The organism is Stenotrophomonas sp. 05L413 (assembly GCF_056397945.1).
Window position 1 is genome coordinate 121,568 of record NZ_JBFTOL010000008.1, and the last position, 25,922, is coordinate 147,489.

Annotated in this window: 22 protein-coding genes and 1 pseudogene; 16 read left to right on the top strand and 7 right to left on the bottom strand. The window is 67.2% G+C overall.

What is annotated here, in order from left to right; translation table 11 throughout:
- The first annotated feature begins 209 nt into the window (after positions 1–209).
- The 3 genes from AC1DIQ_RS18065 (at position 210) to AC1DIQ_RS18075 (ending at position 4,381) form a co-directional block, all read left to right on the top strand.
- Entirely contained in the window at positions 210–596 is a 387-nt protein-coding gene (locus AC1DIQ_RS18065) for a BlaI/MecI/CopY family transcriptional regulator (RefSeq protein ID WP_282263680.1), read from the top strand.
- Positions 593–2,092, top strand: coding sequence for a peptidoglycan DD-metalloendopeptidase family protein (locus AC1DIQ_RS18070; protein ID WP_478050526.1), 1,500 nt, complete (start codon positions 593–595; stop codon positions 2,090–2,092). Before AC1DIQ_RS18065 ends, AC1DIQ_RS18070 begins: the two co-directional genes overlap by 4 nt.
- A 114-nt stretch (positions 2,093–2,206) precedes the next feature.
- A complete protein-coding gene (locus AC1DIQ_RS18075; RefSeq protein WP_478050527.1) occupies positions 2,207–4,381 on the top strand; it encodes a TonB-dependent receptor plug domain-containing protein in 2,175 nt (724 codons plus the stop codon).
- Here the strand turns inward: AC1DIQ_RS18075 and AC1DIQ_RS18080 are convergent, their stop codons facing one another.
- Both AC1DIQ_RS18080 and AC1DIQ_RS18085 read right to left on the bottom strand, forming a co-directional pair.
- On the bottom strand, positions 4,382–5,515 hold the full coding sequence (locus tag AC1DIQ_RS18080) for a fatty acid desaturase family protein (protein WP_121041355.1): 1,134 nt from the start codon (positions 5,513–5,515) through the stop codon (positions 4,382–4,384).
- A 2-nt stretch (positions 5,516–5,517) separates the two neighbouring features.
- Positions 5,518–6,591, bottom strand: coding sequence for a ferredoxin reductase (locus AC1DIQ_RS18085; protein ID WP_121041353.1), 1,074 nt, complete (start codon positions 6,589–6,591; stop codon positions 5,518–5,520).
- A gap of 93 nt (positions 6,592–6,684) precedes the next feature.
- Between AC1DIQ_RS18085 and fabR the strand changes: the two genes are divergently transcribed.
- The 6 genes from fabR to AC1DIQ_RS18115 all read left to right on the top strand — a co-directional run bounded on the left by fabR (position 6,685) and on the right by AC1DIQ_RS18115 (position 12,061).
- The gene (gene fabR / locus AC1DIQ_RS18090; protein WP_123729694.1) at positions 6,685–7,347 is read left to right on the top strand and encodes an HTH-type transcriptional repressor FabR; all 663 of its coding nucleotides are present in this window, start codon (positions 6,685–6,687) and stop codon (positions 7,345–7,347) included.
- 288 nt (positions 7,348–7,635) lie between these two features.
- The gene (locus AC1DIQ_RS18095; RefSeq protein WP_478050528.1) at positions 7,636–8,067 is read left to right on the top strand and encodes a type IV pilin protein; all 432 of its coding nucleotides are present in this window, start codon (positions 7,636–7,638) and stop codon (positions 8,065–8,067) included.
- Complete coding sequence (locus AC1DIQ_RS18100; RefSeq protein ID WP_478050529.1) at positions 8,037–8,582, top strand: pilus assembly FimT family protein; 546 nt, start codon at positions 8,037–8,039, stop codon at positions 8,580–8,582. The genes AC1DIQ_RS18095 and AC1DIQ_RS18100 overlap by 31 nt, the downstream gene beginning before the upstream one ends.
- A complete protein-coding gene (locus AC1DIQ_RS18105) occupies positions 8,566–9,003 on the top strand; it encodes a type IV pilus modification PilV family protein (RefSeq protein ID WP_478050530.1) in 438 nt (145 codons plus the stop codon). Before AC1DIQ_RS18100 ends, AC1DIQ_RS18105 begins: the two co-directional genes overlap by 17 nt.
- Before the next feature lie 8 nt (positions 9,004–9,011).
- Positions 9,012–9,710 carry a PilW family protein gene (locus tag AC1DIQ_RS18110; RefSeq protein WP_478050531.1) on the top strand — a complete coding sequence of 233 codons (699 nt, stop codon included), beginning with the start codon at positions 9,012–9,014 and terminating at the stop codon, positions 9,708–9,710.
- Positions 9,711–9,817: 107 nt separating this feature from the next.
- Positions 9,818–12,061: a hypothetical protein gene (locus AC1DIQ_RS18115; protein WP_478050532.1), complete on the top strand. Its 2,244-nt coding sequence runs from the start codon at positions 9,818–9,820 to the stop codon at positions 12,059–12,061.
- Positions 12,062–12,073: 12 nt separating this feature from the next.
- On the opposite strand, the gene AC1DIQ_RS18120 is transcribed toward AC1DIQ_RS18115, so the two are convergent.
- Positions 12,074–13,021 (bottom strand): LysR substrate-binding domain-containing protein, encoded by a 948-nt coding sequence (locus tag AC1DIQ_RS18120; protein WP_478050533.1) that lies wholly within the window; start codon positions 13,019–13,021, stop codon positions 12,074–12,076.
- Between the two features lie 314 nt (positions 13,022–13,335).
- Here AC1DIQ_RS18120 and AC1DIQ_RS18125 point away from each other — a divergent pair, with 314 nt between their 5' ends.
- From AC1DIQ_RS18125 to AC1DIQ_RS18155, 7 genes are read left to right on the top strand one after another with little or no spacing between them, the layout of a single operon-like run.
- A complete protein-coding gene (locus AC1DIQ_RS18125) occupies positions 13,336–16,008 on the top strand; it encodes a TonB-dependent receptor plug domain-containing protein (RefSeq protein WP_478050534.1) in 2,673 nt (890 codons plus the stop codon).
- Positions 16,009–16,040: 32 nt separating this feature from the next.
- Entirely contained in the window at positions 16,041–16,955 is a 915-nt protein-coding gene (locus tag AC1DIQ_RS18130) for an ABC transporter permease (RefSeq protein ID WP_478050535.1), read from the top strand.
- A complete protein-coding gene (locus AC1DIQ_RS18135) occupies positions 16,952–17,836 on the top strand; it encodes an ABC transporter permease (protein ID WP_478050536.1) in 885 nt (294 codons plus the stop codon). Before AC1DIQ_RS18130 ends, AC1DIQ_RS18135 begins: the two co-directional genes overlap by 4 nt.
- The gene (locus tag AC1DIQ_RS18140) at positions 17,833–18,810 is read left to right on the top strand and encodes an ABC transporter ATP-binding protein (RefSeq protein ID WP_478050537.1); all 978 of its coding nucleotides are present in this window, start codon (positions 17,833–17,835) and stop codon (positions 18,808–18,810) included. Before AC1DIQ_RS18135 ends, AC1DIQ_RS18140 begins: the two co-directional genes overlap by 4 nt.
- Positions 18,807–19,763, top strand: a complete 957-nt coding sequence (locus AC1DIQ_RS18145) for an ABC transporter ATP-binding protein (RefSeq protein WP_478050538.1) — start codon at positions 18,807–18,809, stop codon at positions 19,761–19,763. Before AC1DIQ_RS18140 ends, AC1DIQ_RS18145 begins: the two co-directional genes overlap by 4 nt.
- 29 nt (positions 19,764–19,792) lie before the next feature.
- On the top strand, positions 19,793–20,404 hold the full coding sequence (locus AC1DIQ_RS18150) for a DsbA family protein (protein WP_478050539.1): 612 nt from the start codon (positions 19,793–19,795) through the stop codon (positions 20,402–20,404).
- Positions 20,401–21,834 (top strand): SidA/IucD/PvdA family monooxygenase, encoded by a 1,434-nt coding sequence (locus AC1DIQ_RS18155; RefSeq protein WP_478050540.1) that lies wholly within the window; start codon positions 20,401–20,403, stop codon positions 21,832–21,834. The genes AC1DIQ_RS18150 and AC1DIQ_RS18155 overlap by 4 nt, the downstream gene beginning before the upstream one ends.
- Before the next feature lie 27 nt (positions 21,835–21,861).
- Here the strand turns inward: AC1DIQ_RS18155 and AC1DIQ_RS18160 are convergent, their stop codons facing one another.
- From AC1DIQ_RS18160 to AC1DIQ_RS18175, 4 genes and pseudogenes are all read right to left on the bottom strand, one after another.
- A complete protein-coding gene (locus tag AC1DIQ_RS18160) occupies positions 21,862–23,334 on the bottom strand; it encodes a S10 family peptidase (protein WP_478050541.1) in 1,473 nt (490 codons plus the stop codon).
- Positions 23,335–23,426: 92 nt separating this feature from the next.
- Positions 23,427–24,953, bottom strand: a complete 1,527-nt coding sequence (locus AC1DIQ_RS18165) for an ABC transporter substrate-binding protein (RefSeq protein WP_478050542.1) — start codon at positions 24,951–24,953, stop codon at positions 23,427–23,429.
- Positions 24,954–25,229: 276 nt separating this feature from the next.
- Positions 25,230–25,592 (bottom strand): glycine zipper 2TM domain-containing protein, encoded by a 363-nt coding sequence (locus tag AC1DIQ_RS18170; protein ID WP_102789149.1) that lies wholly within the window; start codon positions 25,590–25,592, stop codon positions 25,230–25,232.
- 128 nt (positions 25,593–25,720) lie between these two features.
- A pseudogene (locus AC1DIQ_RS18175) lies at positions 25,721–25,922 on the bottom strand (transaldolase); the annotation flags it as partial.

Consider the following 25,922-nt stretch of genomic DNA (forward strand, 5'->3'; position numbering starts at 1 on the left):
CTTTTTCGACGGACCCACAGGAGGCACCGGTGGCCCGGTGCCTGGCAGCACGGATTCCTTACCGCACGGCCCCCTCCTGGCACCGCGCTGCACATTCGGATGGTACGCACCCCACCTGTGACGGCATTGATCCGCATCAATGACACCGCTGTTGCATCCAGTGCGACATATGTCGCACACTTGCGACACCTCGCCACATCGGGATTGCCATGTCTGCGCCGCCTACCCCTTCCAATGCCGAACTGGAACTGCTCAAAGCGCTGTGGCGCCAAGGCGCCTGCAGTGCGCGCGAAGTCCACAACGGCGCCGCCGCGGCGCTGGACTGGTCCTACTCGTCCACCCGCAAGACGCTCGAACGCATGGTCGACAAAGGGCTGGTGGAAGAAACCGTCGAGCACGGGCTGAACATGTACCGCGCCAAGGCCGGCAAGGTGGCCACACTGGCCGCACTCAGCACGGACTTCGCGCGCCGGGTGCTCGAGATCGATGGCGCATTGCCGGCGCAGGCCTTCGCCGACAGCCGCCTGCTCAGCGAACAGGAACTGCAGCAGCTCGATGCGCTGCTGCGTGCCCCCGCCAAGGACGATCCGGCGTGAGTGTCCTGACGCTGGGCTTCTGGGGCGCGCATGCCGTTGGCGCCCTGGCGGGCGGCTGGGTGGCGTGGTCTGCCGGGCAACGTGTCCACCGCCGTCTGGGTCTCTCCCACGCCGCGTATGGCTATTGGATGGGGGTGTGGTTGCTGGCGGTGATGCCGGTCCTGCTGTCGATGGGTGTGGCGCTGTGGGCCCCCGCACCGCTCGTCTCGTTGCCCCCGGCACTGGTGCTGCCGCTGCCTGCCGCGCTGGACCTCGGGGCTGCCGGTGCGGCGGAAGGGGGCCTGGTGAGCTCCCCGTGGGCAGGGCCGGCCACCAGCACGTGGCTGGCCGCGCTGTATGTCACCGGCCTGGGTATCGCATTGCTGCGCGTGCTGGTCGGCACGTGGGCGACCGGCCGGCTGTGCCGGGCGACCCTGCCGATCGCACCGGGGGCCTGGCCGGGCCCGCGCAGCCGTGCGTCGGCGCAGCGGCTGCGATCGGCCAGCATCGTCTGCCGGGTCAGCGCGCTGCCGGTGAGTCCGTTCGCGGTGCGCTGGCCGCGGCCGTTGATCGTGCTGCCCCTCTCGGCCGTGGAGCAGCTGGAGGATCGCGCCCTCAGCCTGATCCTGGGCCATGAGGCGGCGCACCTGACGCGCCGCGATCCGCAGCGCGCCGGCCTGATGGCGATACTCAACGCCCTGCTGTGGTTCAACCCGTTCCTGCGCCGCCTCACCGCGCGCGTGCAGCTGGCGGCCGAGCTGCGATGTGATGCGCAGGCCCTCGCGGGGGATGCACATGGCGGGCGTGACTTCGCCACGGCGTATGTGCGCACGTTGCGCCTTTCCGCAGCGGCCCACGCGCCCACCACCGCCCTGACCCACCGCGATCTGGCCGGGCATGAAATCCGCATCCGGCACATGCTGCATGGCGATGCTGCGCGGCCGCTGTCGGGATCGGGACGCGCGCTCCTGCTGGGCAGCGCATTGCTGATCGGCGCCTTGTTGGTGGTCATGCAGGCCAGTGCAGCGCGTCCCTTGCCAGGCACCGCCGTCAGTAGCACGCCGAAAGAGATCGCGGCGATGGAGGCCGCACTGCCGCTGCCGCCGTTGAGCGATACCCCCATCGAGGTGCAGTTCCAGTCACCGCTGGCCACACCGAGGATCACCGGACATTTCGGCGATACCGGCAGCAACCGGCAGCGACCGCATCGCGGCACCGATTTCGGCGCCCGCCCGGGCACGCCGGTCCTCGCGCCGGCGGACGGCCGCATCGTGGCGGCAACCACCGCCTACCCGGACGGTCCGCAGTACGGCACGGTGGTGGTCATCGACCACGGTCAGGGTTGGCAGACCTTGTACGCGCACCTGCAGGGCGCCGATGTGGTGGTCGGCCAGCAGGTGCACGCCGGCGAGCAGATCGCGCGGGTCGGCAGCACCGGGCGCGTGACCGGACCGCACCTGCATCTGGAGATGCTCCGCCACGGTGAGCGCGTCGATCCGCAGGCGCACCTGCCATGACCGGCTGACCCGCTCCACATCCCCGACCCACTGCTGCATTTCGTTTTCCTGGCCACAGGAGGGGCGCGTGTTGCCCGGCGAAATGTCCACGCCACCTTTCTGCACGGACTGCCCATGTCATCCACGTTCCGCATCGTCCTCGCCTTGTCCCCGCTGTGCGCCGCGTTCTCCAGCGCTGCGCAGTCGCTGCCCGCACCGTCATCAGCACCGCCCCCCACCGAGCTGGAGGCCGTGCAGGTGCAAGGACCGGCGTACGACGCGCGCCGCGATGACACGGCCACCCGGATCGTGTTCGGCACGGACACGTTGCGCCAGTTTGGTGATATCGGCCTGGTCGATGCGCTCAAGCGCCTGCCCGGCATCACCGTGGGCACCGGCGCGCCCGGTCGCAGCGGTGCGGTGTCACTGCGCGGCCTCGGCGCGGGCTATACCCAGATCCTGCTCAACGGCCAGAAGGCACCGGCCGGGTTCGATCTGGATTCGCTCACGCCGGAGATGGTCGAACGCGTGGAGATCCTCCGTGCACCGACGGCCGACCAGCGCGCCGAGGCCATTGCCGGCTCGATCAACATCGTACTGGCCGCCGGCGCGCGCAAAGATACCGAACAGCTGTCGCTGGCCTGGGGCCGCAGCAACGGCCAGAACACGCCGTCGGTCAGCTGGCAGCGCAATCGGCGCGCCGGCCACCGCAGCAGTTCGGTCACCGCCACCGCATCGCGCCGCGAGTTCCTGGTCGAGGAAACCGGCACCGAACGTGTGTGGGATCGGCAGGGAACCCCCATCGCGCTGCGCGACACCACCCTGCGTGCGGGCGGGAACCGCGATGTGCTCTCGCTTGCACCCAGCCTGGAAACCACTCTGGAAAATGGCGACATCCTTGCCCTGCAGGGCGTCGCCGATGCCAGCCGCTTCAACCGCACCACCGCTATCGACTGGACCACCCCACTGGGCGAGCCGCTGCGGCGCGCCCGCTACCAGCAGCGCACCCGTATCGAGGTCGCGCAGGCCACCGGCAGTGCCACCTGGACCCGCACCTTCGAGCAGGGCAGCGCGTTCACCACCAAACTGCGTCTGGGCGGCAACCGCGAGCGTTACACCTATCGCGAACAGGGCTACGCGCAGCAAGGGCAGCAGAACCTGGAGGACCACACCGATGCACGACTGACCGTGCGCGAGCTCAACAGCACCGGCAAATACACGCTTCCCGGCCGCGGGCGGCATGCGCTGCAGCTCGGCTGGGAGGCCAGCGAGGATCGTCGCGACGAGGCGCGGGTACAACACCTGCTGCCGGTCGGCGACGACGCTGGCTGGATCAGCGATCTGGCGTTCGACGCACGCATCCGGCGGCTGGCCGTGTACGCCCAGGACGACCTCACCCTCAGCGAGCGCTGGTCGCTGTATACCGGCGCACGCTGGGAGCAGATCGAGACGCGCAGTGACGGCAGCGGTTTCAGCGGCATCCATCGGCGTGACCAGGTGCTGTCGCCGGTGCTGCAGTCGCTCTGGAAGATTCCCGGCACCCGGCGCGATCAGCTGCGCGTTGCACTCACCCGTACCTATCGCTCGCCCACCCTGGCCGCGCTCATCCCCCGCCCGTACACCTCCACCAACAACCGCCCGCTCAACCCTGACGAACGTGGCAACCCGGCCCTGCGTCCGGAGTTGGCGACCGGGGTGGACCTGTCCTACGAAACCGCCGGCAAGGGGGGCGCGCAGCTCAGCGTCGGCGGTTACGTGCGTCGGATTAGCGATGTGATCCGCACCGAGACGCACCTGCAGGAGGGGCGCTGGGTTGCGTCACCGGTGAACGGTGGCGCCGCGACGACCTGGGGAGTAGAGCTGGATACCGCGTTGCGGCTTCCGCAGCTGATCACGGGCGCGCCGGATGTGTCGGTCCGCTTCAATGCAACCGCCAACGATTCGCGTGTGGAGGATGTCCCCGGCCCGGACAACCGGCTGGATGAACAAGTGCGTTTCAGCGGCACCCTGGGCGCGGACTACCCGCTCCGCACCGGCTGGACGGTGGGCGGCAGTTATACCTACCGCACCGGCGGCACCGTGCAGGTCAGCCCCGGCCAGTTCGAGATCAGCGCGTATGGGCGCGAGCTGGATCTGTATTCGCTGTGGTCGATCGGCGCCCGCAGCAAACTGCGGCTGAGCATCAACAACGCGCTCCACCGGACGTTGCGCACCGGGCAGCGGCGGATCAGCGAGGACGGCATCGAGCAGCTGCAGCGGCAACGCAACGCATCACCGCTGCTGCGCCTGCAGCTTGAACTCCCGCTGTGATCAGCCCGGCTGGCGGCTGGCCTCGCCCACCGCCGGCAGCGCACGCACGCGGCCGGGCTTGCTCGGGAACGCATGGCGGACGATGCGCCACATCACCTGGCCGAACTGCCGCGGCAACGAACCGGTGTTGTAGTGCTGGCCGTAGCGCGCGCAGATCTCCTTCACCTCGACCGCGATCGCGGCATAGCGGTTGGCCGGGATATCCGGATAGAAGTGGTGCTCGATCTGGTGGCTGAGGTTGCCGGACATGACGTTCATCAGCTTGCCACCGGTCAGGTTGGATGAGCCGCGCAGCTGGCGCAGATACCAATGGCCACGGGTCTCATCACGCACGCATTCCTTCGGGAAGGTTTCGGCCTCGGCGGTGAAGTGGCCGCAGAAGATGATCACGTAGGTCCACACGTTGCGGATCAGGTTGGCCGCCACATTGCCCAGCAGCACCGGCAGGAAGAACGGACCGGCCAGTGCCGGGAACAGCAGGTAGTCCTTGAACATCTGCTTGCCCATCTTGCGGCCGACCGGGCGGAACTGCCTGCCCAGTTGCTTGAGCGTCATCTTGCCGGCAAACACGCGGCCCAGGCGCAGGTCCTGGATCGCGATGCCCCATTCGAACAGCAGCGCGAACACCACCGCGACCACCGGCTGCATCAGGTAGAACGGGCGCCAGCGCTGCTCGGGGAAAATGCGCAGCAGGCCGTAGCCGATATCGTCGTCCAGCCCGCGCACGTTGGTGTAGGTGTGGTGGCGGAAGTTGTGGGTCTTGCGCCAGGCGTCGGCGGTGCCGACGATGTCCCACTCATAGGTGCTGCCCTGCAGCTGCGGATCGCCCATCCAGTCGTACTGGCCATGGATGACGTTGTGCGCCAGCTCCATGTTTTCCAGGATCTTGGACAGCGCCAGCATCACCACGCCGGCGATCCACGCCGGGATCAGCACGCTGTGCACGAAGGCACCGAGGAACAGCAACGCGCGGCCGGCCACGCCGGTCCAGCGTACGGCGGCCACGACGCGGCGGATGTAACGCGCATCGCGCGCACCGAGCGTGGCCAGCTGGCGCGCGCGCAGTGCATCGAGTTCAGCGCCGAAGGCCTGCAGTTCGGCCGGGGAGAGCGCGCGGTTGTGCACGGAAGACATGGTCACAGCTCCAGGATCAGGTCGGTGCTGGCGCTGTTCACGCACAGCTTTACTTGCGTGGCCGGTTCGGCCGCATGCTCGCCGGTCAGGGTGTGGCGGGTGACGCCGGACACCTTGCCGCAGACACAGGTATTGCAGATGCCCATGCGGCAGCCGCTGGCCGGGCGCAGCCCTTCGGCTTCCAGCGCCTGCAGCAGCGAAGTGCCGCGTGGCAGGGCAAGCGTGCGGCCGCTGCGGCGCAGTTCGACCTGCACCGTGCCCTCTTCGGCATCCGGCAGCACCGGCGGCGTGAACGCCTCGGACTGCAGCGACGCGACCTGGCCGTGCAGGCGCGCCTGCGCTGCATCGACGAAGCCACCCGGGCCGCACACCAGGGTGCGGGCGGTGCTCAGATCGCCCAGCGCCGCGAAGGCGAATGCATCCACGCGCGACGCCGGTGCGGTCGGGTCGCGGGTCAGCGCGATGTGCAGCGTGAACGAGGGATGGCGCGCCGCCAGCGCGGCCAGCTCGTCGGCGAAACACACTTCCTCACGCCGGCGTGCCCAGTACACCAGGTCCACCTGGCCCGGCATGCCGACAGCATCGAGCTGGCGCAGCAGCGCGCGCATCGGGGTGATGCCGCTGCCAGCGGCCAGCAGCAACAGCCGCTCGCCGGAGGCCTGCGGCAAGGTCATGTCACCGAACGCCTGGCCCAGCTCAAAGACGTCACCGATCGCCGCGGCATGGGCCAGATGCTGGCTGACGGCACCGCCGGCGATGGCCTTGACGGTGATCGCCAAGCGGCCGTCGGCCAGCACGGTCGGGCTGTAACTGCGCGACAGGCGGCGGCCATCGACTTCGACGCCGAGGGTGACGTGCTGGCCCGGCAGCAGGCCACGGAAATGGCGGTTGGGCGTGAGCACCAGGGTGACCGCATCCGCGCTCTCGGCGGTGCGCGACAGCAGCCGGGCCAAGGGGCGGCGCAGCGTCCACAGCGGGTGCAGACGGGTGCCCCAGAAGTCGAACAGCGCTTCGGGGACCCAGCGGCGGGGGCTGGCGACGTGACGGCGGGCGGAAATGCGCGGGACGGTGCTCATGCTGCGCACTATACGGCCGAGCATACGACTGTGTATACAGTTGTATATGGCCGGGACGGGCTATGATTCAGGGACTTGACCGCGCTGCCCCTGATGACCTCCCCAGACCTGCCCCTGCCCGCCTCCGACGACGCCCATCCCGCGCGCAAAGCCTCGATCTCACGTGAGGATCTGCTGGCCGCGGCATTGGCCCTGATCGGCCCGCACCGCAGCGTCTCCACGCTGAGCCTGCGCGAGGTCGCGCGTGAAGCCGGGATCGCCCCGAACTCGTTCTACCGGCAGTTCCGCGACATGGACGAGCTGACCGTGGCCCTGATCGACCTGGCCGGGCGCTCGCTGCGCACCATCATCGGCGAGGCGCGCCAGCGCGCCGCCTCCTCCGACCGCAGCGTGATCCGGCTGTCGGTGGAGACCTTCATGGAGCAGCTGCGTGCCGATGACCGCCTGCTGCATGTGCTGCTGCGTGAAGGCACGGCCGGCTCGGATGCGTTCAAGCACGCGGTTGATCGCGAGCTGAACTACTTCGAAGACGAACTGCGGGTCGACCTGATCCGCCTGGCGGCCGCCGACGGCGCGCGCCTGCACGAGCCGGCACTGGCCTCCAAGGCCATCACCCGGCTGGTCTTTGCCATGGGCGCCACCGCGGTGGACCTGCCGCCGGAAAAAGACCCCGAACTGATCGATCAGCTGACACAGATGCTGCGGATGATCATCACCGGGGCGCGCACCCTGGCCGGCAGTCCGCCGCTGCGCTGACGCCGCGCAGTAGACCAACGTCCCCGTTTTACGAGGTGCCGGAGCGCAGGCCACACCCTTCGCGGTGCGACGCTGCGCCGCACCAATTTCGATTGACACCGGGTGTCAGGCGCTAATAAAGTGTGAAACTCCTCACAAACGTGACTCCGTCACTGTCTGCCGGCTGCGTCTCGGGAATTGGGGTCCTGAGCGCATCCAGGCGTACCAGGGACACCCGCCTGCAGGCCGTGCGCCTGTCGTGCCGCGTGTCGCAGTGACGGCTCCAGGCCCCAGGGAAGGCAGGCGTTGATGGATACCGTAGTGGCACCTCGTTCGCGGCGCGGCATGCGCGGCTTCACGCTGCTTGAGCTGATGGTGGTCGTGGCGATCATCGCCATTCTGGCCGCGATCGCGCTGCCCGCGTACTCCCGTTATGTGCTTCGGTCGAAGATCCGCCTGGCGCAGAGTGACCTGCTGGCCCTCTCGGCCAACGTGGAGAACTTCCGCCAGCGCACCCTCAGCTACCCCGGCAGCGCGGAGGTCGCCCAGCGCGGCTGGATGCCGGCCGCCAGTGCCGCCGATTTCACCTTCAACTACACCGCCAAGAGCGGTGGCTACACCCTGACGGCCGAGGCCGGCACCACCATGGGCAAGGCGAGCGGCTGTGTGCTCAGCCTGGACGATGCCAACTCCCGCAGCGTCGGCAGCGAATGCGCCGCTGTCGGCATCAGCAGCTGGTAACCGCGGTGCGTCCCTCCCGCGCGCGCGGCGTCACCCTGATCGAACTGATGATCGGGTTGTTCATCATGGCGATGCTGCTGATGGCGGCGATGCCGTTTGGCGCCCATTGGGTCAACAGCAACCGGCAGATGGAGGCACGCAGCCTGCTGTGGGAGGGCGTTTCGCAGGCCCGCGCGATGGCGCTGCGCAATCCATCAGCCCGCCGCGCCACCGAACCGGCCGCGATGCTCCGGTTGCGCGCGGGCACGCTGGAAGTGATGGTCACCGGCGCGGATGCCCCGTCATGGTCTGCGCCGGTCCGGACCGGCGTGCGCTTCAAACTCACCGATCTGGATGGCTTTGCGGATGCCGATGCGCTGGCCGGCAGTGGCAATCCAGACTTTGACTGCGTCACCTTCGATTCCCGTGGCGTACGTTTGCCCGGCGCCGACGGCTGCACCGATAGCGACGTCGCACTGGGCCGGATCGCGGTCGGTCTCTCCAGCCAGGATCCGCTCTATGTCGATATGCTCTAAGCCGCCCCGCGGCCCTCGCTTCCAGCGCGGCGACATGCTGCTTGAGGCCCTGGTGGCGGTGCTGATCACCTCGTTGATCGCCGGGGGCCTGGCCCACGTCCAGTCACGACTGATGGCCAACCAACGCGCGACCAAGGTCGAACGCCTGGTGGTCGGTCAACTGCGTGAGCAGTTGCAGAATGGCGGTACCGGTCTGTGCGGCAGCGGGACGATAGCGCTCGCACTGTCCAGTGATATCACCCGCCAGGCCCAGGTGGAATGCGGTCCCGCGCCGCAGATCAACGTGGCATTGGCCGGCACCGTGATGCCGGTGGAAGCCCCCCGCGAAGTGGGGCTGAGCGTGCGCGCGGCCGATCTGGAGCTGGAGGGCGACGATGCCGGCGAGCACGCCGCCGATCTGCTGGTGTCCAGTCGCCAATGAACGGACACATGACACGGCGCCGCCAACGCGGCCAAAGCCTGATCAGCATGATGGTCGGCCTGGTGATCTCGCTGCTGACCATCGCGGCGATGCTGGTGCTCTACAAGAACATCATCGAAGCGTCGGGCAATGCATCGCGCTCGGCGCTGCGCGATGGCCAGGTCGCCTCGGCGCTGCTGGCCGCGCAGATCGAACTGCAGGAAGCTGGCTTCGGCATTCCCGCCGAGGACACCTTGGCCAGTCGCCTGACGATCAGCGCTGAAGGCAAGCAGATCGCGTGGCGCTTCAAGCACGAGCTGAACCAGGCCGACCAATGCGCCGGGCTGCGGCTGGTCGATACTGCGGCCGACGGCGCACCTGCGCGCGGCTTTTACCGCCTGCCGCCGAAACTCTGCAGCAGTGCAACGGCCGCGACCTGGAGCGATGCAGAGTGGCAACCCGTCGCCGCCGAAGCCGCCTTCTTCGAGCCAAGCCAGAAAGATGGCAGTGCATTTGCCAGCGATGAACGCGAAATCGGCGCGTTGACACTGCGCGGTGCCAGCGGCGGTGACGGCTATCAATTTGTCGCCGTACCCGATGCCTGCCTGCCGTTCAAACAGCAGGACACCATTGAGCGCACCGGCCAGCGCGTGATCCTGCGCCAGGCCAGCGACGACGTGCTGTTCTCCGTGTGCCTGCCCAACCTCACCGTGCCCCCCGCCGCATGACCAGGATGTCCGCGATGAATCATCTCTCCCGGCGCACACGCGCCCGCAGGAGCTGTGCGCCTGGCCCTGCACGCCAAAAGGGCATGGCCACGTTGTGGATCGTCCTGATGGTCGGCCTCGCCGTCTCGGTGACGGTGGCCGCATCGATCTACTCACTGCGTGGCAACCAGCAGCGCCAGATCACCACCCACTCGGTCACCTCGGCACAGGCCGCCGCCTGGCGCGGCGTGGAAGTCGTGCGCCGCTACCTGCTGGCCGTGGATCCGGCGACGATGGCCGGTTGGGCCAGCGGCAGCGGTGGGCTTGCGATGCCGGCCACCATCAGTGGCATGGCATCCATCGGCATTCCCGACGGCAATGCACAGATCACCGCGCTCAGTGGCGCCAGCGGCAACTATCAGATCGCCGCCACGATCACCGCACTGGCCGGCAGCGGCTCCACCACCACCAGCGCCACGGTCGAAGTGCTGTATGACGTGACCCCGGGTGGGAGCAGCACGCCCAGCTCGCCGGTCTGCGCGACCATCCCCGCCGCACCGATGGTGTTCAACGGCGACCTCAACATCACCGGTGGCTCGCTCGGCGTGACCAATCCGGCGGGCTTTGAGAACATCGCCGTCGCTGGAAGCATCAACCTCACCGGCGCCAGCCAGGCCACCATCTCCGGTTGCGCCAAGGGCGATGTGACGCTCTCCGGTGGCGGCATTCTGAGCGGGGGCCACCTGCATTCACAGGGCACCATCCGTATCAATCAGATGGGCAATCCGACCGACACCACGTTGTGGGCTCGCAACGTCACGATCGGCAGTGGCGTCAGTGGCGGCCGCTATGCAGCCATCAGGGCCGGCGCCTTCACCGCCAATGTGTACGAAGGTGGGACGCTGGTCGGCACCACGGAGGTCGGCGGCACGTTGCTCCCCACGACCGTGATCGGCGGATTGCCGTGGTCGGTCGGGACAGTGATCCCGGCCAGTAGTGGCCGCATCGTCATCACGCTGACCAGCGGCGACACCTGGCTGCTGGATCTCTCACGCGTCACGATCGATGCCGGCAGCGGCGTCATCAGCGGTGCGTCCTCGGCCCAGCACCTGAGCGGCAGCTCCACCACCCCGCTGCCGGACCAGCTCGGCTTCCGTTCGACGTCCATCGCCGGTGGCACGATCAGCCTGGCAACACTCACCATCGATCAGCTCTGGGGCCACTACCTGTCCATCAGTGGCTGGGGCGGGCGTTACACCACGATACTGGCCAATGGCGATGTGGATATCGTCACCGGCACCATCGGTACGCTGGTCGGCGGCCGTGACATCACGGCGACGCAGGCCGGCCTGTACTGGAGTTTTCCAACCGTCAGCACCGGTAACGTGGCCGGCGATCTGAAGTATGGCGGCGCGCGGCAGACCGTGCCCGATACAGGCATGGCGATACAGGGGCTGCGCACGCGCCAGACCGGCACCAGCCCAGGCCTACCGGGCATCCCCTTCTGCGACACCCGCGTGGATGCGATCGATGTCAGCACCTACCGCGATGGTGCCAACTACATCTTCGAATGGCTGGAAGGCGCTCCGCATCTGACCATCCGCAATGTGCGCAACCGGGCCGGCCAGTCGATGGATGGCACCTACAACCTGGCCACCCAGGACGTCCGCCGGCTGCCCGCCAACGGTGCGCAGTTCCTGACCTGCAACTGGAACCAGGCCGAGAACGGCGCCGCGCACTGCTTCCGCGACAAGACCGCGACCAGTGCATGGACCATCACCGGGCTGACCCACCTGCCGCGCGGCGTGTTCTGGTTCGACAACGCGCTCAAGATCGACGGTACCCAGTTGCGTGATGCCGATGGCAACCGCGATCTGCTCACCACCTTGATTGCGAAGGACTACGTCACGCTGACCCAATCCGGTCATGACAAGCTGATCGCCCCCAACTTCTCCACACCGGCACTGATCTGCGACGGCGACTACTACCCGGGCAACCTGTGCGACAAGACCGGGGCTGCATCGCAGTTCACCGAATGGACCGATGCCGCCGGCGTATCCCATCGCGGCCTGCCGATCGGGAATGTCGCGTTGGTGACGGAAAGCGGCGCGCAGTTGTCCGGGTGGCAGATCCACGGCAACGTCATCCTCGGCTCCACCTTGGCGACCGCCGCGCAGACTACCGTGATCCACGGCAGCCTGACGGTCGGCACCAACAACCCCGGCAGCGCCACCACGGTGCAGCAGGGGGGCGCCGAGGTCATCGTGCCGCAGGACCGCGACAATCACTACAACCCGGGGATCTGTGAAGCGCCGGCGGTCACTCCCGGCGGCCCGGCAGCGGCGACGGTGCGCTGGAGCCGGTACCGCTGAGGCGTGCGTTTGTCAGCGGTACAGCCGCTGCAACAACGTATCGTGCTGCGACGGCGGATGGAGCACGAAGTTCGGCAGGATCGCTTCGGCGGTCTCCTGCAGCGCACTGATCAGCGCCTTGCCCGCGGCGGTCTGCTCATGCGCCACCTGCGAGACCAGGCCGAAGAAGAACGCGATGTGCTGCGTCAGCGGGCGGACAACCACGCCCTGCATCGGTATACCCAACGCCGTGACCGGATCCACCAGCGCGACACCCAGACCGGCACGCGCCATCTGCACCGCATTGAGGGATGCATTGGTCTCCAGCAGGTGGTGGGCTTGGCCGCCCATCTCTGAAAATGCCGTGTCGATCCGCCCGCGCAGACGATAGGGATTGCTCAGCGTGATCACCGTTTCGTGCAGCAACTGGTCCAGGCCGAGCATCGGGTGAGCCGCCAGCGGTGAGGTTTCGGCCAGCACGGCAACGCAGGAGGCTTCCCCGATCCAGTGGATGTGCAGCCCTTTGTGTTCCAGCGGCAGGCTGACCACACCGATATCCAGCGTTCTGGCCAGCGCCGCCTGCACGACCTGTTCGGCCAGCATGCTGCGAAGATGGACCTGACGCGGCAACAGCGTCTTCGGCAACCGCGCCAGCGCAGCGGGAATGAGCCCCGCTGCCAGTGCAGGCGTTGCACCCAGGGTAATCTCGCGGGTGTCGTCGTGGGCGATGTGCTGGGCACGCTGCAGGATCTGACGTGCACCGGCGAGCGTACTCTCCACCTCGGCACGCAGCGCGAAGGCCTGGGTGGTGGGCGTCACCTTAGGGCCACTGCGTTCGAACAGCTTCAGCCCCAGCTCCTGCTCCAGATCCTGGATCGAGCGCGTCACTGCAGGCTGCGAACGGCCCAGCATCTGGCCGGCCCCGGTGATGCTGCCTGCCGTCATCACAGCGGCGAAGGCCTCCAACTGGCGCAAATCCATCATTCCATTCCGTGTTCTGCGGGGCGGCGAGGATCATACCCGAGTGCACCTCGCCACCCGGCCAGCACTGTCTGCGCCGCCCTGCCTTTCAGGCCGATGTGCCGGTCCGACAGCCTGTGCGGGGTCATAGGGCATTTGGCTATGTCGACATGCGGTAACGCCGTTGGCGGTAGCGCGGCCCTGCCCATAGCATCCTCATCAAGCATTCATCAGCCCCATGAATCAGCAAATCGAATTGTTGATCACGGATTCGCTGGGTGCCGATCAGGCCGCCGGGAGGGCAGCCCCGCCCTCGCCTTTGGAGAACGCACACGATGTCCCGATCCATCGCCTTTGCTGTACCCGGTCTGCTGGCCGTGGCCGTTGCCCATGTGATTGCCGGGAGCGCTTCGGCACAGGAGGCGCGCAGTACCGACGCGTCATCGGCCACCAGTCTGCAGCCCGTCGTGGTGACCGGCTCGAACATCGCGCGCTCGGATACCGAGGGCACGCACCCGGTGCAGGTGATCACCTCCGAGGAGATCGCCCGCTCCGGCAAGTCGACCATCAGCGATCTGCTGCGCTCGATCTCTGCCAATACCGGCTACAGCTGGAATGAAAACCGTACGGCCAGCTGGACCCCCGGCGCAGCCGGCATTGGGCTGCGCGGCCTGAGCCAGAAGAACACGTTGGTGCTGCTCAATGGCCGCCGCGTGGCCAACTACAGTTTCCCGCAGCAGGCGTTGTCGGACATCTTCGTCAACCTCAACGCGCTGCCGCTGAGCGCACTGGAGCGCGTTGAAGTGCTCAAGGACGGCGCCTCGGCGGTGTACGGCTCCGATGCGGTGGCCGGCGTGATCAACCTGATCACCCGCCAGGACTACGAAGGCGTGCAGGTGGGCGGGAGCGTCGGCGGTGCCACCGAAGGCGGTGCCGAGCAGGCCAAGCTCAACATTTCCGCGGGCAAGGGCAACGTGGACACGGACGGCTACAACGTGTTCTTCAGCGTGGATGCCTTCCACCGTGAGCCACTCATGCAGGACGAGCGCGACCTCACGAAGAGTGGCGACTACACCGGCCAGCCCGGCGGTGGCCTCAATGGCTGGGCCGCCAATGGTGCGCGCTTCATCCGTAACGGCCTGAGCGTGCCGCTGCTCGATGCACAGGGCAACTGCCCCACCGGCATGGTGCTGCGCGACAGCGCGCCGATCGACGGACGCGGCGGCCAGACCTGCGCTTACAGCCTGGTGAAGGACAGCATGCTGGTTCCCGATGCCGACCGCTACCAGGTCTTCGGCAGCGGCACGGTCAAGATCAACGACAGCACCGAGTTCTTTGCCGAGGCCCTGTACAGCCGCACCAAGGGCCGGATGGTCAGCTACATCCCCTGGTTCACGCTGGAGGCCAACCGCTTCGCGCTCAACCCCACCACCGGCCTGGCCGAAACGCTGAGCAACCTGCTGCCGGCAAGCAGCCCGTACAACCCGTACGGTGTGCCCACGGCACTGGAATACACCTTCTTCGATCTCGGCCGGCAGGAGCGCCACACCGACTCACGCTTCCATCGCGTGCTGGCCGGCCTTCGCGGCGACTGGAACCAATGGCACTGGGAATCGGCCGTGTTCCAGTCCGGCAGCCGCGAGAGCGACTACACCTCCGGTGGCCTGGCCAACCGCTACGCGCTTTACCCGGCGCTGGCGGATGGCAGCTACAACCTGCTCCACCCCGAGCTGACCCCGCAACCGGTGATCGATGCGATCCGCCTGACCGCTACCAAGGAAGGGCGCTCGACACTGACCGGCGCGGACTTCCGCGCGTCGCGGGCGTTGTTCAACCTGCCGGCCGGCGCGGTCAATTTCGCCGGTGGCCTGGAATGGCGCGAAGAAGAACTGAGCACTTCGATCCCGGTGGAAATCAGCAGCGGCGAGCTGATACGCCCGTCCACCCAGTTCATTGACGGCAAGCGCCAGGTCACGGCCGCCTACGCTGAGTTCAACGTGCCGGTGACGCGTACGCTGGAACTGGAGTTCGCCGCGCGCGGCGACCACTATGATGATTTCGGCAACGCATTCTCGCCGCGCTACAGCTTCCGCTGGCAGCCGATCGATCAGTTGCTGTTCCGCGGTGCCTTCTCACGCGGCTTCCGTGCCCCGCACCTGGGCGAATCGGGCAACAGCAGCAGCATCGGCACCGCGACCGTACGCGACCCGTACGATCCGGTCACCGCCAACGCCGCCGTGCGCCCGACCGTGTTCACCTACGGCAGCGACAACCTCAAGCCTGAACGGGTGAAAAGCTACAACTTCGGCACGGTCTACGCCATCGACAGCGATACCAGCCTGAGCGTGGACTACTACCGCATCGAGCTGAGCAACCTGATCGGCCGCGACGACCCGACAGCGGTGGTGACCGCCAACAATTCGGCCGATGTCGTGCGCGATGCCAGTGGCCGGCTGGTGGCGATCTACAACCGCACCAAGAACCTGACCGCGCTGAAGACCTCCGGGTTCGATGTCCAGCTATCGCGGCGCGTGGCGACCGAGCGTGCCGGCCTGTTCAACGTCAGCAGTGCACTCACCTACGTCCGCGACTACCGCCGACAGAACATCGCGGGGGGCCCGCTGGTGGACTATGCCGGCACCAATGGCTACCAGACCGCGCTGCCGGACCTGAAAGCCACCACCCAGCTGGACTGGAACTACAACGACTGGAATGCGGCGCTGACGTGGTACTACACCGCCGGCTACAAACAGCAGCAGCTCACCCCGGGCGTGAATGGGGTGGCCGACAAGGTGGGGTCCTACAACCAGTTCGATGCGTACCTTGGCTACCGCGGCTTCGACAAGCTCAATCTGTACCTGAAGGTCGCCAATCTGGCCAACAAGATGCCGCCCTACGATCCCTCCGGCTACACCTCCTCGGCACTGTCGCAGCGCGCGCCCTATGAGGTGGCTCAGTACGACCTGCTGGGACGCTACGTGACCGTCGGTTTCAGTTACGACTTCTGAGACTGCCCTGACCAGGAACGCCCAGCCACCGCATGTTGCGCTTTCTCTCCACCCGCATCGGCTACGCCGCCATCTCGTTGCTGCTGCTGATCCTCACCGTGTTCGTCCTGACCCGACTGACCGGCGATCCAGCGCAGCTGCTGCTCGAGCCCGGCGCCAGTGCCGAAGACATTGCCGCGCTCAGTGCGCGGCTCGGGCTGGACCGCCCACTGCCGTGGCAGTTCCAGGAGTTCGTGCTGCAGACACTGCGTGGCGATTTCGGTGTGTCGATCTATCAAGGCACGCCGGTGCTCGATCTTTACTTGGAGCGGCTGCCCAATTCACTGCTGCTGGCCGGGCTGGCCTTCGCCTGGTCGCTGCTGTTCGGACTGGCCTGCGGCATCCTCGCCGCGCTGCATCCCAACACGCGGCTGGACCAGGCGCTGCGTGTGATCGCGCTGGGCGGCGTGGCGATGCCGCCGTTCTGGCTCGGCATGCTGCTGGTCATGCTGTTCACCGTGCACCTTAACTGGCTGCCGTCTTCCGGTGCGGGCAGCCCCGCCCAGCTGGTGATGCCGGTGCTCACCCTGGGCTGGTACTTCTCCGGTGCCTACATGCGGCTGGTACGCTCCTCGATGCTGGACGTGCTGTCATCCGACTACGTGCGCCTGGCACGGTTGAAGGGGCTCTCGCCGTGGGCGGTGGTGATGCGGCATGGGTTCCGCAACGCGATGATCCCGGTGATGACGCTGGCCGCGATCAACCTGGTCTCGATGGTCAACTCAGCGGTCGTGGTAGAGACCCTGTTCGCGTGGCCCGGCATCGGTCGGCTCCTATACGACGGCATCACGTTCCGCGACTTTCCGGTGATCCAATCCACGGTCCTGTTGTCGGGAATCATGATCATCCTGATCAACCTGCTCACCGACATCGCCTCGGCGCTGATCGATCCGAGGATCCGCCTGTGAACGCGCTGCGCTCGCACGCAACGCTGGCTCTTGCCACCTGGCGGCGACATGCGCGGCACGCGCCCGTGCTCGCGATCGCGGTGTTGGCCGGGTTGGCGCTGGTCGCGCTGGGTGCCGACCTGCTGGCGCCCTACCCGCCGGAGTTGACCGCGATGGCGCACCGCTATCAGCCGCCGTTCTGGCTGCAGGGCGGTTCTACCACGCACCTGCTGGGTACCGATCACCTCGGCCGCGACGTGCTCTCGCGGCTGATCCACGGCGCACGCATCTCGCTGCTGGTCGGTGTGGCAGCCGTGCTGTTCGCCGGCATCAGCGGCACCGCGCTGGGTATCGCGGCTGGCTACTTTGGCGGCTGGTTCGACCAGGTCGTGATGCGCCTGGTCGACGCCTGGCTGGCATTGCCATCGCTGGTATTTGCGATCTTTCTGGCGTCCATCGTCGGGCCCAGCACCACCAACCTGGTGATCATTCTCGGCGCGATCTACTGGACCCGATACGCACGGGTGGTCCGCAGTGAAGTGCTGTCGCTGCGTGAACGCGACTACGTCAAGCTGGCACGCATCGCCGGTGCGTCGCCGTGGCGGATCATGAGCCGGCACCTGCTGCCCAACGTCGCCAACACCGCTGTGGTGCTGGCCACGCTGATGCTTGGCTCGGTGGTGGTCACCGAGGCATCGCTGTCCTTCCTGGGTGTGGGCGTACCGCCGCCGTCGCCGGCTTGGGGACTGATGCTGTCCGACGGTCGCAAGGGGCTGATGGCCGGGTACTGGTGGCTGACCGTCTTTCCTGGCCTGAGCATCATGCTGCTGGTGCTGGCCGCGAGCCTGATCGGCGACTGGCTGCGCGACCGGCTGGACCCACAGCTGAGGCCGGTGCAATGAGCGCCCTTCTGGACATCGAGAATCTGCATGTCGCCTATGCGGACGGCCGTGTGCCGGTACTGCAGGGCATTTCGCTGCAGCTGCAGGCCGGTCGGACGCTGGGTGTCGTGGGCGAATCCGGCTCGGGCAAGAGCACGCTCGCGCAGGCCCTGGTGCGGCTGCTGCCGGCCGGGGCGCGCCAGACCGCGGGCCGCGTACAGTTCGAGGGCCGCGACCTGGGCGGCCTCAACGAGCGTGCCATGCGCGAACTCCGCGGCAAAGCCATTGCGATGGTCCTGCAGGATCCGTTGTCATCGTTGAATCCGCTGCTGACTGTAGGCAGCCAGATCGCAGAAGTTGCGCAGCGTCATCTCGGCCTGAATCGAGCGCAGGCCTGGCAGCACGCCGCCGAGCTGCTGCGGGCAGTGCGTCTGGCCGAGCCGGAGGCTCGCCTGCGCGAGTATCCACACCAGCTTTCCGGCGGCATGCGCCAACGGGTGGCCGGCGCGATCGCACTGGCCGGGCACCCGCAACTGCTGATCGCCGATGAACCCACCACCGCGCTGGATCCCACCGTGCAGGTGCAGTATCTGCGGCTGCTGAAAGACCTGCAGGAACGGCATGGTTTCGCGCTGGTACTGATCACCCACGACCTGGGCATCGTTGCCCGGCTCTGCGACGACGTCGCGGTGATGTACGCCGGCCGTATCGTCGAACGCGGCCCGGCCGCCGTGGTATTTGGCGCACCGGCGCACCCGTATACCCGCGCCCTGCTGGGCTCGTTGCCGAGCCTGCACGCCCGCGCCGGCGCGCTGCGCGCGATCCCGGGCCAACCTCCGCAGCCGGGGCGACTGCCGGGGGGGTGCAGCTTCCATCCGCGCTGTGCGCTGGCTAGTGCGCAATGCCGTGCCGCCGTGCCGCCATTGGCCTCCACCGGCGTGGCGGCCACCGCCTGCTGGCATGCATCCACGCTGCCTCTGGAGGCCACGCTATGAGCCTGCTGCAGTTGGACCACATCGCGATGCACTACCCGCTGCGCCGCAGCGTCGGCCGCGCTACCGGTACGGTGCGCGCACTTGATGATGTCAGCCTGTCGATCGCCCCCGGCGAATCTGTCGGACTGGTGGGTGAGTCGGGGAGCGGAAAATCCACGTTGGCGCGTATCGCACTGAAACTGCAGTCACCGACGGAGGGCACGCTGCGATTCCGCGGCGAACCCGTCGCTGAGCGCGGGACGTCGCTGCGCGCGTTCCGCAGTGCAGTGCAGGCGGTGTTCCAGGATCCGTACGCCTCGCTCAATCCGCGCATGCGCGTGGGCGACACCGTCGCCGAGCCGCTGCGCTCGTTGCCGCGCGCCAACCGGCCCCATGACATTGCCGCGCAGGTGGCCGCGGCGCTCGCCGCAGTGGAGCTGCCTGCCGATGCGGCCCAACGCTACCCGCATCAGTTCTCGGGTGGGCAGCGACAGCGCATCGCCATCGCCCGTGCGCTGATCCTGCAGCCGGCGCTGGTCGTGCTGGACGAGCCGATCTCAGCACTGGATGTCTCCATCCGAGCGCAGATCCTCAACCTGCTGGCGGAACTGCGCCAGCGCAGGGGCATGGCGTACCTGTTCATCGCCCACGACCTGCCGGCCGTCGCGGCGATCAGCGACCGTATCGCGGTGATGTACTGCGGGCAGCTGATCGAAACCGGCCCGGCGGCGCGCGTGGCGACCGCGCCCCTGCATCCGTACACGCAGATGCTGTTCGCCTCCGTGCTCGATCCACACGACGCACACGCTTGGGAACGTCCGCTGCCGATCGGCGAACCGGCGAGCCCGGTGGATCCTCCGTCCGGCTGCCGTTTCCATCCCCGCTGCCCGCATGCGATCGAACGCTGCCGGGTCGATACCCCTGCCCTGCGCGACACCACCGGTGGCCAGATCCGCTGCCACTTGGTGCCGTGATTCCTTCCCTTTCTGATGACCTGGATGCCATGACCGCCACCATCGAGTACTTTCATTCGCTGTCTTCCCCCTGGGCCTATCTTGGCGCGCAACGCTTCTATGCCATCGCCGAGCGGCACGGCGCGACCATCGTGCCGCGCCCGATCCTGGTCCTGCAGGAGAACGGCGGCATCCCGCTGCGTACGCGTCCCGATGCACGCCAGGCCTACCACGCACTGGAACTGGACCGCTGGCGCAAGCATCTGGGCCTGCCGCTCAAGCTCGCGCCGAAGTACTACCCCACCAACCCGCTCGATGCGTGCTACCTGGTGATTGCCGCGCGGCAACAGGGGCTGGATGCGAACCTGCTTTCGTTCCGCCTGCTCGAAGCGCTGTGGGCCGACGAGCGCGACACGCTGGATCCTGCGGTGCGCCAAGCCGTGGCCGATGAAGCCGGCCTGGACGGTGCGGCACTGCTCGCACATGCCGCCAGCCCGGCGGTGCTGGCCGAATGGCAGCGCAACAAGGAGGATGCGATCGCGCTGGGCATCTTCGGCACGCCCAATTATGTGCTGGACGGTGAGATTTTCTGGGGCCAGGATCGCCTGGACTTCCTTGATCGGCGCCTGGCCGAACGTGCCCGGGCAGGACGCGCCACATGAGCGAAGCGGCGCTGAAAGCACTGGAGGCGCAAGTGCAGGCCGAGATCGCGTATCTCGACCTGCCCGCCGCGAGCTGGGTGCGGCCGCGCTCGGTGAACGGGCAGGACGTGCATGACGTGGTGGTGGTGGGTGCGGGACTCAGCGGCCTGGGGATCGGGTATGGCCTGTTGCGCGAGCAGGTGCGCAACATCGTGCTGATCGATCGTGCCGCGCCGGGCCACGAAGGCCCTTGGCTCAGCTATGCGCGCATGCCGACGCTGCGCACCGCCAAGCAGTTGATCGGCCCGGACCTGGGCACGCCCAGCCTGTCCTTCCCGGCCTGGTACGCCGCACGCCATGGGCAGGCGGCGTGGGACGCGCTGGCGTTGTCCAGCACGGTCGATTTCGTCGACTACCTGCGCTGGTTCCGACGTGTCGCCGGCGTGCCGGTGCGCAATGGCGTGAGCCTGCTGGACGTGCAGCCGCACCAGGACGTGCTGGCCCTGGCGATCGACAACAACGGGCAACGCGAGACCTGGTACACCCGCAAGCTGGTCCTGGCGACCGGGTTGGACAGCAGCGGCCCACTGCTGCCGGCGATGGTGACCAACCACATACCGCCGGCGCTGCGCGCGCATTCGTCCGATGCGATCGACTTCACCGCACTGCGCGGCAAGCGTGTGGCCGTGCTCGGTGCCGGTGCCTCCGCCTTCGACAACGCGGCCGTCGCCCTGGAACACGGCGCCGCCGAAGTGCACCTGTTCGCGCGCCGCGAGAGCATCGAGCAACCCGCGATCCGTACACCGCTGGAGAATGCGGGCCTGTACCGCCACTACCCCGATCTGGATGACGACCAGCGATGGAGGATCATGCGCCGCCTGGCACGGCACAGCACGCCGCCTCCGCCCTACAGCGTGGAACGCTGCACTCGGCATGCCGCATTCCGGCTCTGGACCGGGTGCCGCTGGGATGCGGTGCGCGAACTGGACGGCGTGATCCATATCGACAGTACCCTTGGCCCTGTGCAGGCGGATTTCCTGATCCTCGCGACCGGATTCTCCATCGACGTGACCCGGCGTATGGAATTGGCCGGGCTGGTACACGACATCGCGCGCTGGAAGGATGTGTACGATGCGCCGCCCGATGACCGCCCGGACCTGGTCGCCGCACTGGCGCAGTCCCCCTATCTGGGGGCGTCGTTCGAATACACCGCAAAGCCCGGCCACGACGCACCGTGGCTGCACGACATCCATGACTTCGGGATTGCCGGCCTGCTCAGCATGGGCAGGATCAGCCAAGGCATCCCGGGCATGAGGTTCGGCCCGGCACGGCTGGTGCAGGGTCTGACCCGCTCGCTGTTCCTGGCCGATGCCGACTGGCACGAAGCGAACTTGATCGCCGCCGACACCGGCGCCCTGGCAGGGGCACCGGATCCCGGCTCGGTGATCTGAGCCCGGGCGTCAGCCACGCCATCCCCATCACCGCGCGGGGATGGCCTGGTCATAGAAGCGGGCGAGATCCCGTTTGAGCTGCACCAGCGAGCCGGGTTCCAGATACATCATGTGACCGGACGGGTAATAGGTGAGTTGGATGTTGTCGCGCAATGCTGCATCGATATCCATGTGGGCCAGATCGTATTCGGCGGCGGAGAAGGGGGTGGACAGGTCGTACCAGCCATTGGCCGACAACACCTTCAGCTGCGGGTTGGCGCGCAACGTCGCGGCCAGGTCGACGGTCATCACCGGCAGCGGCACCGGCAGCACCGGTCCCTGCGCGCCCGGCACAGCGTGCTTCCAGTCCCATTGCCGGCTCAGCGGTGCCTTCACCCGGTACGCGGCGGGATGGCGGTACTTCAGGCTGTTACCCAGGTAGTCATTGAACGCTGCGGTGAACGCGCCCAGGATCGCGGTGGAGGACGCATCGCTCTCGGGCTCATCACCGGCGGCTTCGCCCTCCAGGCCCAGGAAGCGACCGTCGTAACGGCCCACCGCCTGGCGGGAATCACGCAGCAGTTCCTTGCGGAAACGCTGAACACTGATGCGCAGATTGGAATCCTTCCAGAATGCGGCCGGAATGCCGGTGTACGTGCTCAGCTGCGCGGCAATGCGCGCCGTTTCTTCGCTGCCCAGCGTATTGCCATATCCCAAGGCCACCGCATAGTCACGCCGCGCGAAATCGCGCACCCGCTGCAGGAAGGCCGCCTGGTCGCTTCCCTGCCCCTGGACCCTGCCGTGGTGCCAGGCAATCGCAGCGAAGGTCGGCAGCGTGTGCACGAATTCGTGATCAAACCCCGGCAGCCGCGCACCGAAGTTGAGAATCGAGGACATCAGCACGATCCCGTTGCTCTCGATCCCAAGCTCCTGCAGCCGCCTCGCCACGCCGACCGCGCGCACGGTGCCGTAGGATTCGCCGAACAGGAATTTCGGTGCATTCCATCGCTGGTGCTGCGCGATGTAGGCCTGGATGAAGCGGGCGAACGCATCAATATCCTGATCGGTGCCCCAGTAGCGGCTGCTTGGGTCGCCCTCGCCATCGCCGGGACGACGCAGCCCCGTGGAGTAGCCGGTACCGATTGCATCGACGAAGACCAGGTCCGAACGGTCCAGCAGGCTGTGTGGATTGTCTTCCCACCGATAGGGCGCCGGCCCGGTCGCCTGGGCGTCGCGGGTGTGCACGCGGACCGGGCCGATCGAGCCCATGTGCAGCCAGATGCTGGACGAGCCAGGCCCGCCGTTGAACAGGAACGTCACCGGCCGCGGTGCACCCTCGGGAATGTCGTCAGCGGTATAGGCGACATGGAACATCGCGGCGTCCGGCCGACCCTGCGCATCGTGCAGGGTCAACGTGCCTGCACTGGCGGTGTATCGGATGTCGCGCCCATCGATGCGCAAACGATGTTGCGTGATCGACGTCGGCACCTCGCCGACGACAGTGTCATTGCTTGCGGTCACACCGGTCTCCTTTGTCGCGGCCAGTGCGGCTGGCCCGTGTATTCCGAGGCACAGCAGCCCGGCCATGAGTAACGTGCTGCGCATCCAACCGGTCATTGCGGGCGGCTCGCTGGTTTGAAGGCGAGATCTTCGTAGGGCGTGGTGTAAGGGCTGCCCGGAATCGCATTGACCCCGTCGAACGCCATGCGCGGCCCGACCACCACGACCATGGCGTACTCCAGGACCGGCAGGAAGAAGTGACCGTCGCGCAGGCGCGCCTGGGCGGCGTCCAGCAGCGCGGTGCGCTTGGCATCGTCGGTTTCCATCGCCTGCGCATCGATCAGCGCATCCAGCTCGGGATCGTGGAGGTAGGACAGTGCTCCACCGCTGTGGACGAACTGCTCCAGCCGCGTGGCCGCGTTGCCGGCCGCCCCCGAACCGGTCATCGCCAGGCCGCCAAGCTGTTTCTCGCCCAGGCGCTTGAGGTGCGAGGCACGCTCGCTGAGGCGCAGCTTCACCGTGATGCCGACCTCGGCAAGATAGCTCTGCACCATCTCGCTGAAATCACCGTTCTCGGCATGCAGCTCGCCGCCATCGAAGCCCTGCGGATAACCGGCCTGCGCCAGCAGCGCGCGGGCGCGTACTGGATCGTAACGGTAAGGCGCAGGCGCCTGGTAGTAAGCCATCGCGTGCGGAATGATGCTGCTCGATTCGCGGCCCAGCCCCAGATACAGCGCATCATTGATCGTCCTGCGATCGATGGCCAGGTTCGCTGCTTCGCGTACTCGCGGATCACCCCATGGCGAGCCTGCGTCGTACAGGCTGGCGAAGATCATGAAGTTGGTCACCGGGATGTCGGCGGTCTTCAGTGTCAGCCCTGGCGTGCGCTGCGCCTCCTTGGCCAGCGCATCACTCAGCCCGTAGGCAACATCGATCTCGCCGCGCGACACCGCCGCCAACCGGGTGGCGGCATCCGGGATCACCTTGATCACGACCCGGCGGATGTTCGGCGTGCGGCGCCAGTAATACGGCGACGCTTCGAAGACGAATTCCACGCCCGGCTTGAAGCTCACCAGGCGGTACGGCCCGGCACCGATGGGCTGCTTGCGGAACCCCTCATCGCCCACCTGCTCGATGTAGCGCTTGGGCACGATCCACCCCGCGCCGGTGGCGGTGGTGCCATAGAACGTCATGAAATCCGGCCAGGCCTGCTGCAACTGGAAGCGCACATGCAGTGGCGAGACGATGTCGACCCGGGCGACGCGCTGCTTCAGCAGCCGCGCGCCTGCGCCCTGATAGCGTTCAAAGGAAAACTTCACATCGTCGGCGGTCAGCGGGTCGCCGTTCTGGAAGCGGACGCCCTTGCGCAGGTGGAAGTCGTACGTGAGCCCATCGGCGCTCTGCGTCCAGCGCTCAGCCAGACTCGGGCCGGAGGGATTGCCCCGGATCGGACGCACCAGGGCGTCGTGCTGCGCGTACTGCAGCAGCAGGGGGATGCCCGTGCCCGGGGTCAGCCCCGGGTCAAAGTACGTGTTGGTCAGCGACGTCCCAAATCCGATGACCAGCGTGTCCTGCGCAGGCTTCGGCGGCGGGCTGCATGCCGTCATGGCCAGCAGTGACAGCACCAGCAGCACGGCCATCGACACCGCTCCGCCACGGCCCGGGAACAGCGTGCGCCGAGCATGACCGATGAGAATTCTTTTGGGCGATGGATTCATTAATGACATGCTCCACCATCGCCCTGTCACGGCCGAAATGATCGATGGGCATGTCGATATTCGCCGCAGATCGCGAGCAGGCATGTGCGGCAAGCCGATATCGGTGTTGAACGGCCAATAAAAAGGCGACCCGCAGGTCGCCTCTCATGTCACTGCCTATTTATGTATCAGCACAGAGGGCTCAGAGCGCCGCGGGCGTCAGCGATACTGACGCTCACAGCGACGCTCGACCACGCGATCGCCGTTCTTCGACTGCTGATTGCCCTGGATCTGACGGCCTGCGGCGCCACCTGCTACTGCACCGGCCACCGTAGCCAGCTTCTTGCCATTGCCGCCACCGACCTGGTTACCGAGCAGACCGCCCACGACAGCGCCGGTCGCCGTGCCCGTGATGCGGTTGGGGTCCTTGGAATTACGCTGGACCTCGACGTTGTGGCACACCACCTTGCTGCCGTCGTTGAAGCGGCGTCCCTCGTCCTTGGGGCCATAGGTCTGGGCGCCGGCGACGGCCGATACGGCGAGCAGACTGCCCAGGCACAACACGCGGAAGCTCGTCTTCATGGTCGATCCCTGTTTATGGAACATGGCCCGAGTGTCTGCCTGCCGGCGGCAAGCCCGAGTGAAGTTGCGTCCACGCCACGTCAACGCCAGCGGCGGCATTCAGGCCGCAGCCATGCAACCGCCCGCGCTTACAACCGCGCGCGGATCGTCTGCCGCAACGCCTCCAGATCCTTGGCGAACGCATCGATACCGCTCGCCAGCTTCTCCGTCGCCATCGGATCGGCCGCCAGATCCGCCGCAAACCGCGCACCATCGATCGGCGTCACCTGCACAGACTCGGCCGCACCGGCCACCAGCCTGCGCGGCAACTCACCGTGATCGGCGTCCAGC

Coding starts and splice junctions, on each gene's coding strand:
- AC1DIQ_RS18065 (WP_282263680.1), top strand. CDS start 210: ATGTCTGCGCCGCCTACCCCTTCCAATGCCGAACTGGAACTGCTCAAA.
- AC1DIQ_RS18075 (WP_478050527.1), top strand. CDS start 2,207: ATGTCATCCACGTTCCGCATCGTCCTCGCCTTGTCCCCGCTGTGCGCC.
- AC1DIQ_RS18080 (WP_121041355.1), bottom strand. CDS start 5,515: ATGTCTTCCGTGCACAACCGCGCGCTCTCCCCGGCCGAACTGCAGGCC.
- AC1DIQ_RS18085 (WP_121041353.1), bottom strand. CDS start 6,591: ATGAGCACCGTCCCGCGCATTTCCGCCCGCCGTCACGTCGCCAGCCCC.
- fabR (WP_123729694.1), top strand. CDS start 6,685: ATGACCTCCCCAGACCTGCCCCTGCCCGCCTCCGACGACGCCCATCCC.
- AC1DIQ_RS18095 (WP_478050528.1), top strand. CDS start 7,636: ATGGATACCGTAGTGGCACCTCGTTCGCGGCGCGGCATGCGCGGCTTC.
- AC1DIQ_RS18100 (WP_478050529.1), top strand. CDS start 8,037: ATGCGCCGCTGTCGGCATCAGCAGCTGGTAACCGCGGTGCGTCCCTCC.
- AC1DIQ_RS18105 (WP_478050530.1), top strand. CDS start 8,566: ATGTCGATATGCTCTAAGCCGCCCCGCGGCCCTCGCTTCCAGCGCGGC.
- AC1DIQ_RS18110 (WP_478050531.1), top strand. CDS start 9,012: ATGACACGGCGCCGCCAACGCGGCCAAAGCCTGATCAGCATGATGGTC.
- AC1DIQ_RS18115 (WP_478050532.1), top strand. CDS start 9,818: ATGGTCGGCCTCGCCGTCTCGGTGACGGTGGCCGCATCGATCTACTCA.
- AC1DIQ_RS18120 (WP_478050533.1), bottom strand. CDS start 13,021: ATGGATTTGCGCCAGTTGGAGGCCTTCGCCGCTGTGATGACGGCAGGC.
- AC1DIQ_RS18125 (WP_478050534.1), top strand. CDS start 13,336: ATGTCCCGATCCATCGCCTTTGCTGTACCCGGTCTGCTGGCCGTGGCC.
- AC1DIQ_RS18130 (WP_478050535.1), top strand. CDS start 16,041: ATGTTGCGCTTTCTCTCCACCCGCATCGGCTACGCCGCCATCTCGTTG.
- AC1DIQ_RS18140 (WP_478050537.1), top strand. CDS start 17,833: ATGAGCGCCCTTCTGGACATCGAGAATCTGCATGTCGCCTATGCGGAC.
- AC1DIQ_RS18145 (WP_478050538.1), top strand. CDS start 18,807: ATGAGCCTGCTGCAGTTGGACCACATCGCGATGCACTACCCGCTGCGC.
- AC1DIQ_RS18150 (WP_478050539.1), top strand. CDS start 19,793: ATGACCGCCACCATCGAGTACTTTCATTCGCTGTCTTCCCCCTGGGCC.
- AC1DIQ_RS18155 (WP_478050540.1), top strand. CDS start 20,401: ATGAGCGAAGCGGCGCTGAAAGCACTGGAGGCGCAAGTGCAGGCCGAG.
- AC1DIQ_RS18165 (WP_478050542.1), bottom strand. CDS start 24,953: ATGGCCGTGCTGCTGGTGCTGTCACTGCTGGCCATGACGGCATGCAGC.
- AC1DIQ_RS18170 (WP_102789149.1), bottom strand. CDS start 25,592: ATGAAGACGAGCTTCCGCGTGTTGTGCCTGGGCAGTCTGCTCGCCGTA.